This is a genomic window from Variovorax sp. 05L425 (assembly GCF_056397705.1).
In genome coordinates, this window is the sequence record NZ_JBFTNY010000075.1 from 1 (window position 1) to 709 (window position 709).

A 709-nucleotide genomic window follows, 5' to 3' on the forward strand; every position below is an offset into this window, starting at 1 on the left:
TTCCGCTTCGACGCGCATGCCGACATGCGCGTGACCGCGCTGATGCAGGTGCTCAAGGACGACAAGGCGCTCCAGCGCGTCTACCTGATCGGCCAGGATTACAGCTTCGGCCAGGCGGTGCTGCGCGAATCACGGCGCCAGCTTGCCGAGTTGCGGCCCGACGTGCAGATCGTCGGCGACGAGCTGCATCCGATGGGCAAAGTCAAGGATTTCGCCCCTTATGCGAGCAAGATCCTCGCCAGTGGGGCGCAGGCCGTGATCACGGGCAACTGGGGCAACGACCTCACGCTGCTTGTGAAGGCGGCGCGCGAGGCAGGCTTCAACGGCACCTTCTACACCTTCTACGGCAATGCGCTGGGGGCGCCGGCGGCGATTGGCGACGCCGGCATCGGCCGCGTCGTCGCGGTGGCCGACTGGCTGCCGAACGTGCAGACACCGCAGTCGGAGGCCTTCTACAAGTCCTTCCGCGCGCGCTTTCCCAAGCCTTCCGAGGACTACGTGCACATGCGCATGCAGTTGATGATCGAGGCGCTGGCCCAGGCGATCGAGCGTGCCGGCACCACCGACACCGTGGCGGTCGCCCGTGCGCTTGAAAAGGCCCATGTCACGCTCGCGGGCCAGAGCGGGCACATGCGCGCTGAAGACCACCAGTTCCAGCAGACGCTGGTGGTCGGCGTGATGGACAGGCAAGGCGCGCCCGGCGTCAAGT

1 protein-coding gene is annotated in these 709 nt (G+C 66.7%); it reads left to right on the top strand.

Features of this window, described 5'->3' with window-relative positions; all coding sequences use genetic code 11:
- On the top strand, positions 1 to 709 hold a 709-nt coding region (locus AC1DN9_RS30035), incomplete at both ends, for an ABC transporter substrate-binding protein (RefSeq protein ID WP_478106017.1).